The sequence below is a fragment of the Pseudomonas sp. LARHCG127 genome (genome assembly GCF_052871455.1).
In genome coordinates, this window is the sequence record NZ_JBIXJT010000002.1 from 536947 (window position 1) to 544385 (window position 7439).

General features: G+C 62.4%; 6 protein-coding genes. 4 read left to right on the top strand and 2 right to left on the bottom strand.

The genetic code is table 11. The annotated features are described in order from the left end of the window. The first annotated feature begins 39 nt into the window (after positions 1 to 39). The 3 genes from betC (at position 40) to ACIPQ1_RS05800 (ending at position 4219) form a co-directional block, all read left to right on the top strand. Entirely contained in the window at positions 40 to 1554 is a 1515-nt protein-coding gene (gene betC / locus ACIPQ1_RS05790) for a choline-sulfatase (protein WP_446533733.1), read from the top strand. Between the two features lie 15 nt (positions 1555 to 1569). After that, positions 1570 to 2490, top strand: a complete 921-nt coding sequence (choX, locus tag ACIPQ1_RS05795; protein WP_014335844.1) for a choline ABC transporter substrate-binding protein — start codon at positions 1570 to 1572, stop codon at positions 2488 to 2490. A 160-nt stretch (positions 2491 to 2650) separates the two neighbouring features. Continuing rightward, positions 2651 to 4219 carry a SulP family inorganic anion transporter gene (locus ACIPQ1_RS05800; protein WP_446533734.1) on the top strand — a complete coding sequence of 523 codons (1569 nt, stop codon included), beginning with the start codon at positions 2651 to 2653 and terminating at the stop codon, positions 4217 to 4219. Between the two features lie 208 nt (positions 4220 to 4427). Here the strand turns inward: ACIPQ1_RS05800 and aroE are convergent, their stop codons facing one another. Together aroE and hemF are read right to left on the bottom strand one after the other, a co-directional pair. Then, the gene (gene aroE, locus ACIPQ1_RS05805; protein ID WP_446533735.1) at positions 4428 to 5249 is read right to left on the bottom strand and encodes a shikimate dehydrogenase; all 822 of its coding nucleotides are present in this window, start codon (positions 5247 to 5249) and stop codon (positions 4428 to 4430) included. Positions 5250 to 5262: 13 nt separating this feature from the next. Continuing rightward, positions 5263 to 6177, bottom strand: a complete 915-nt coding sequence (gene hemF / locus ACIPQ1_RS05810; RefSeq protein ID WP_411386076.1) for an oxygen-dependent coproporphyrinogen oxidase — start codon at positions 6175 to 6177, stop codon at positions 5263 to 5265. Positions 6178 to 6341: 164 nt separating this feature from the next. Between hemF and ACIPQ1_RS05815 the strand changes: the two genes are divergently transcribed. Next, complete coding sequence (locus ACIPQ1_RS05815) at positions 6342 to 7319, top strand: NADPH:quinone reductase (RefSeq protein ID WP_446533736.1); 978 nt, start codon at positions 6342 to 6344, stop codon at positions 7317 to 7319. The last annotated feature ends 120 nt before the right edge of the window (positions 7320 to 7439 follow it).

Sequence of the window (7439 nt, forward strand, 5' to 3'; positions counted from 1 at the left end):
AATGTCGCATAACTGCCTACTATGGAATGCCGCGAATACATGAAGCGCAAGAACATTCTTTTCATCATGGCCGATCAAATGGCCGCGCCAATGTTGCCGATCTACGGTCCTTCACCGATCAAGCTGCCGAACCTGTCACGCCTGGCCGCCGAGGGCGTGGTGTTCGACGCCGCCTATTGCAACAGCCCTCTGTGCGCGCCGTCGCGGTTTACCCTGGTGAGCGGCCAGTTGCCAAGCAAGATCGGCGCGTACGACAACGCGGCGGACTTTCCCGCAGATGTGCCGACCTACGCCCATTACCTGCGCCGCCTCGGCTACCGCACGGCGTTGTCCGGCAAGATGCACTTTTGTGGCCCCGACCAACTGCACGGCTACGAAGAGCGGCTGACCAGCGACATCTACCCGGCCGACTACGGTTGGGCGGTGAACTGGGACGAGCCGGACGTGCGGCCCAGTTGGTACCACAACATGTCGTCGGTGTTGCAGGCCGGGCCTTGCGTGCGCACCAACCAATTGGATTTCGATGAAGAAGTGGTGTTCAAGGCCCAGCAGTACCTGTTCGACCACATCCGCGAGGACGGTGAACAGCCGTTCTGCCTCACCGTGTCGATGACCCACCCACACGACCCGTACACGATTCCCAAGGCCTTTTGGGATTTGTATGACGACAACGACATCCCATTGCCCCAGACCCCGGCGCAAACGGACCTCGATCCACATTCCCAGCGACTGCTGAAGGTCTATGACTTGTGGGACAAGCCGCTGCCTGTGGATAAGATTCGCGATGCCCGTCGCGCCTATTTCGGCGCATGCAGCTACATTGACAGCAACGTCGGCAAGCTGCTGCAAACCCTGGAGGACACCGGTCTGCTGGACGATACGATTATCGTGTTCTCCGGCGATCACGGGGACATGCTCGGCGAAAAGGGCCTCTGGTACAAAATGCACTGGTTCGAAATGGCCGCTCGCGTACCGTTGCTGATCAGCGCACCAGGGCAGTTCGCCAGCGCCCGGGTGGGCGCGGCCGTGTCCACCGCCGACTTGCTGCCGACCCTGGTGGAACTGGCCGGGGGCACGCTGGAACCGGGCTTGCCGCTGGATGGCCGTTCGCTGGTGCCGCACCTGCAAGGGCAGGGCGGCCATGATGAAGTCTTCGGTGAGTACATGGCCGAAGGCACCATCAGCCCGTTGATGATGATCCGTCGTGGCCCTTGGAAATTCATCTACAGCGAAGATGACCCGTGCCTGCTGTTCGATGTTCGCAACGATCCCAAGGAATTGGAAGATCTCAGCCAATCCGCCGAGCATCTGTCCCTGTTCAGCGATTTTCTCGCCGAAGCCCGCGCCAAGTGGGATATTTCGACCATTCACCAACAGGTTCTTGCCAGCCAGCGCCGCCGCCGTTTCGTCGCCCAGGCGCTGACCCTGGGCAAACTCAAGAGCTGGGATCACCAGCCGCTGGTGGACGCCAGCCAGCAGTACATGCGTAACCACATCGACCTCGACGATCTGGAGCGCAAGGCCCGTTATCCACAACCCTGCCAAAACCAATAACGTAAGGGGCAAGCCATGCAAAAGTTATCCACAGTACTGACCGCTGGGCTGTTGGCATTGAGCAGCGTTTCGGCCTGGGCCGAGCAAAGCTGCGAAACGGTGAAGATGGCCGATCCGGGCTGGAGCGACATTGCCGCCACCAACGCCATCACCGGTTTCCTGCTGGACGGGATGGGCTACAAGGCCAAAGTCGACACCCTCGCCGTGCCGATTACCTTCGGTGGCCTCAAGGATGGCCAGGTGGATGTATTCCTGGGTAACTGGATGCCGGCGCAGCAGGGTTTCTATGACAAGTTCGTGGCCAATGGCGACGTCACGCAACTGGCCAAGAACCTGGACGGCACCGAGTTCACCCTGGCGGTCCCGGATTACGTCTGGGACGCGGGTGTGCATAACTTTGCCGACCTGAACAAATTTGCCGACAAGTTCGACAAGAAAATCTACGGCATCGGTTCCGGCGCCCCGGCCAACCTCTCCCTGAAAGAAATCATCAAGACCAACGACTTCGGCATGGGTGAGTGGAAACTGGTGGAGTCCAGCGAGCAGGCGATGTTGGCGGAAGTCTCCCGGGCGGTGAAAAAACAGAAGTTCGTGACCTTCCTCGGCTGGACCCCGCACCCAATGAACGTGCAATTGAAAATGCACTACCTCAAGGGCGGCGAGAAATACTTCGGCGACACCGGCAGCGTCTATACGCTGACGCGCAAAGGTTATGCACAGGCCTGCCCGAACGTGGGCAAGCTGCTGACCAACCTGAGCTTCACCCAGGAAATGGAAAACAGCATCATGGCCGAGGTGGTCAACAACAAGGTCAGCAACGCCGATGCGGCCAAGGCCTGGATCAAGGCCAACCCGGCGGTGCTGGATAAATGGCTGGACGGTGTGAAGACCCTGGATGGCAAAGACGCGTTGGCGGCGGTGAAGGCCAAGCTCTAGGCATAATGGCGAGCGGCTTTTGTGGCGAGGGAGCGTGCTCCCGCTGGACTGCGCAGCGGTCCCGATTTTTTGCGGCCGCTGCGCGACCGAGCGGGAGCAAGCTCCCTCGCCACATGGGTTCACCTGATACTCTTGCGCCAAATCCCATCCCTGAGGCCCCATGGCAATCCCCACGCGCCATTCACTTTTTCCCTTCCTGAGCTGGCTGCCCCGGCAGACCCGGGCCAGTGTCGGCCGTGACCTGATAGTCGGCCTCAGCGGCGCGATTCTCGCGTTGCCGCAGTCCATTGCCTACGCCCTGATTGCCGGCCTGCCCCCCGAGTACGGCTTGTACGCGGCGATCGTGCCGGTGCTGATCGCCTGCCTGTGGGGTTCGTCGTGGCACCTGATCTGTGGTCCTACGGCGGCAATCTCCATTGTCCTGTACGCCACCGTCAGTCCGCTGGCCGTGCCCGCATCCCAGGACTACATCACCTTGATCCTGCTGCTGACGGTGCTGGCGGGTATCTTCCAGTGGTTGCTGGGTTTGCTGCGTTTCGGGGCGCTGGTGAATTTCGTCTCCCACTCGGTGGTGCTGGGTTTCACCCTGGGCGCGGCGGTGGTCATCGCCCTGGGGCAGTTGCCGAACCTGCTGGGCCTCGACCTGCCGAACGAAGCCACGGCGTTGAGGGGCCTGCTGATGCTGGTCGACCACATCGGGGCTGTGGATAAGGCATCGCTGCTGCTGGGATTGGGCACTTTGATTCTGGGGGTCGTGCTCAAGCGCTTGCTGCCGCGTTGGCCGAGCCTGTTGATAACTTTAGTCATCAGCAGCCTGGTAGTCTGGTTGTGGCCGGCGATGTTCGGGCATGTGGCGCTGGTCAGTGCTTTCGCCGGGCGCCTGCCGCCGCTCACTTTGCTGCCGCTGGACCTGGAGCTGATCCTGCGCCTGCTGCCCGGTGCCGTCGCGGTGGGCATGCTCGGGTTGGTCACCAGCCTGTCTATCGCTCGTTCATTGTCGGTACGGTCCGGGCAGTTGCTCGATGCGAATCAGGAGGTGAGGGCGCAGGGGCTTTCCAACATTGTCGGAGGATTTTTCTCCGGATCATTGTCAGCCGGTTCCTTCACCCGTTCCGGCCTCAGCTATGAAGCCGGGGCCTGCTCGCCCCTGGCCGGGGTGTTCTCGGCCTTGTGGGTGGCGCTGTTTGCGGTCGCCGGGGCGAAACTGATCGCGCACATCCCGATTCCCGCCATGGCCGGCAGCATTTTGCTGATCGCCTGGGGGCTGGTGGATCACCGGGGTATCCGCGCGTTGTACCGCGTGAGTCGCGCCGAATTCGTGGTGATGAGCCTGACCTGCCTGGCCACGTTGCTGCTGGAACTGCAAACCGCCATTTATGCCGGCGTGCTCGCTTCGCTGTTCTTTTACCTCAAGCGCACCTCGCAGCCGCGGGTACAGCATTTTCGCGAAGGGGAGGCGGAGATCCTGCGGGTCGGCGGCTCGATCTTTTTCGGCGCCAGCCATTACCTGCAAGTGCGCCTGCAACGGTTGCAGGCGCAGCGGGTGGTCATCGATGCCCAGCAGATCAACTTCATCGATTATTCCGGGGTGGAAATGCTCCATCAGGAAGCCCGGCGCCTGCGCGGCCAGGGGCGTAGCCTGACCTTGCGCATGGCCCGGCCGCAGGTGGTGGAGGAGTTGTTGAAGTTGGAAGGGGCGCAGGCGTGCCCGATTCATTTCGAAGACTAGGGCTCAAGGCAGACATACCTGTGCTCAAGGCAGGCATCCCCTGTGGCGAGGGAGCTTGCTCCCGCTGGGCTGTGAAGCAGTCCTAGAGGGCTTGCCAACCTTAAGTGTCGTGCGGTCAGTCAGGCGGGCGCTTCGCACCCGAGCGGGAGCAAGCTCCCTCGCCACAGTTCACAGTTCACAGTTCACAGTTCACAGTTCAGTTCACCGTTCATAGCGCCAACTGGCGGCGCAGTTCGGCCAGCACCGGCGCGGTGTCCGGGCGTACCCCGCGCCACAGGTAGAAGGCTTCGCCCGCCTGCTCGGCGAGCATGCCCAGGCCATCCATCGCCACCGCCGCCCCGTGCTCACGGGCCCAACGGCAGAATGAAGTCGGTTCCTTGCTGTACATCATGTCGTAGCAAACCGTCTTGCCGGGCTCGATCAAGCTGGCGGCAATCGGTGGCACATCCCCTGACAGGCTCGCGGAGGTGGCGTTGATGATCAGGTCCACCGGCTCTTGCAGCCAGTCGAAGCCACTGGCCGAAACCGGGCCCAGGTCGGCGAACAACTCGGCGAGCAATTCGGCTTTTTCCACCGTGCGATTGGCGATGATCACCGAGGCCGGGGCTTCGGCCAGCAGCGGTTCCAGGGCGCCGCGCACCGCGCCGCCGGCGCCGAGCAAGAGAATGCGCTTGCCCTTGAGGCTGAAGCCGGCGTTGACGGTCAGGTCGCGGACCAAGCCGGCGCCGTCGGTGTTGTCACCCAACAGGCGCCCGTCGGCCAGCTTGCTCAACGTATTGACCGCCCCGGCCCGTTGGGCTCGCTCGGTCAGATCGTCGGCCAGGCGGAAAGCGTCTTCCTTGAACGGCACCGTGACATTCGCCCCACGCCCCTCGCGGAAAAATGCCTGGGCGCACCCGGAAAAATCCTCCAGCGGTGCCAGCAGCGTGCTGTAGTCCAGGCGTTGCCCGGTCTGCTCGGCAAACAGGCGATGGATCAACGGCGACTTGCTGTGGCCGATCGGGTTACCCATTACAACGTAGCGGTCCATGGATAATCCCCGTTCAGGCCGTAGCCAGCCAATCGCGATCCTGCAGGAAATACTCGGTCAGCCGCGCTTCTTCGCTGCCCGGCTCGGCTTTCCAGTCGTAGCCCCAGCGCACTTGCGGCGGCAGGGACATCAGGATCGATTCGGTACGCCCGCCCGATTGCAGCCCGAACAGGGTGCCACGGTCATAGACCAGGTTGAATTCCACGTAGCGCCCGCGGCGGTATTCCTGGAACTCCCGTTGCTGGGCGGTGAACGCATCGTGCTTGCGGCGACGCACGATCGGCAGGTAGGCATCGATGTAGGCGTCGCCGATGGCGCGCATGAAAGCGAAGCTGGTGTCGAAGTCCCACTCGTTCAGGTCGTCGAAAAACAGGCCGCCGATGCCCCGGGGCTCGTTGCGATGCTTGATGTGGAAATAGCTGTCGCACCAGGCCTTGTAGCGCGAATAGACGTCCGGGCCGAACGGTTCGCAGGCTTGCTGGGCAATGCGGTGCCAATGCACGCAATCCTCTTCCACGCCGTAATAAGGCGTCAGGTCGAAGCCACCGCCAAACCACCAGACCGGCTCTTCGCCTTCCTTTTCGGCGATGAAAAAGCGCACGTTGGCGTGGGAGGTCGGCACGTGGGGGTTGTGGGGATGGATCACCAGCGACACGCCCAGGGCTTCGAAGCCGCGACCGGCCAATTCTGGCCGATGGGCGCTGGCCGAAGGTGGGAGACCGCTGCCGAAGACGTGGGAAAAGTTGACGCCGCCCTTTTCGATCACCGTGCCGTTTTCGATCACCCGCGTGCGACCGCCACCGCCGGCAGGCCGGGTCCAGGCGTCTTCGACGAAGCGCCTGCCGCCGTCCTCGGTTTCCAGGGCGGCGCAGATACGGTCTTGCAGGTCGAGCAGGTAGGCTTTCACGGCCTCGGTGCGAGTGGACATGACATCACCTTGATCAGGGCTACGCTACGCGGCGTATAGCGGGCCGGTGGCAAATGGGCGCACAGGATACCACCGCACTTGCCCACGCCACAGTTGACGACGGTCAAGCTTAGGAGTCCGATAGCAGGCTTGGTAAAAAGTCCTGCGACAAGGAGAAAGTGAAGATGGCCAAACGTATCCAGTTCAGTTCCCACGGTGGTCCCGAAGTGCTCGAGTACGTCGACTACCCGCCGGCCGAGCCGGGCCCGCAGCAGGTGCGCGTCAGCAACAAGGCGATCGGCCTGAATTTTATCGACACCTATTACCGCAGCGGCCTGTATCCGCCGCCAGCGCTGCCTTCTGGCCTGGGCGCCGAGGGCGCGGGCGTGGTCGAGGCGGTCGGCGCCGATGTTACGCGGTTCAAGGTCGGCGACCGGGTGGCGTACGGCAGCGGCCCGCTGGGGGCCTACAGCAATGTGCATGTGTTGCCCGAAGCCAACCTGGTGCACCTGCCCGAAGCCATCAGTTTCGAACAGGCCGCCGGGGTGATGCTCAAGGGCCTGACCGTGCAATACCTGTTGCGCCAGACCTATGAGCTCAAGGGTGGCGAAACCATTTTGTTCCACGCGGCCGCCGGTGGCGTCGGTTCCCTGGCCTGCCAATGGGCCAAGGCTCTAGGCGTGAAGCTGATCGGCACTGTCAGCTCGGCGGAAAAGGCCGCCATCGCCAAATCCCACGGCGCCTGGGAAGTCATCGACTACAGCAAGGAAAACGTCCCGCAGCGCGTGTTGGAATTGACTGACGGCAAGAAAGTCCCGGTGGTGTACGACGGCGTTGGCAAGGACACGTGGCTGACGTCTTTGGATTGCACGGCGCCTCGTGGCCTGGTGGTGAGCTTCGGCAACGCCTCCGGCGCGGTGGACGGCGTGAACCTGGGGATTCTCTCGGCCAAGGGCTCGCTGTACGTCACCCGCCCAACCCTGGCGACCTACGCCAACAACGCCGAAAACCTGCAGCGCATGGCTGATGAATTGTTCGGGATGATTGCCAGCGGCAAGCTCACGGTGGATATCAACCAGCGTTATCCACTGGCGGAAGCGGCCAAGGCCCATACCGAGTTGTCAGCGCGGCGCACGACGGGGTCGACCATTCTGCTGCCTTGAGATTGGGTACCCAAGGGTACATGCAGTACCTGTGGGAGCGAGCTTGCTCGCGATAGCGGTGGGTCAGCCAACATCAATGCCAGCTGACCTGACGCCATCGCGAGCAAGCACGCTCCCACA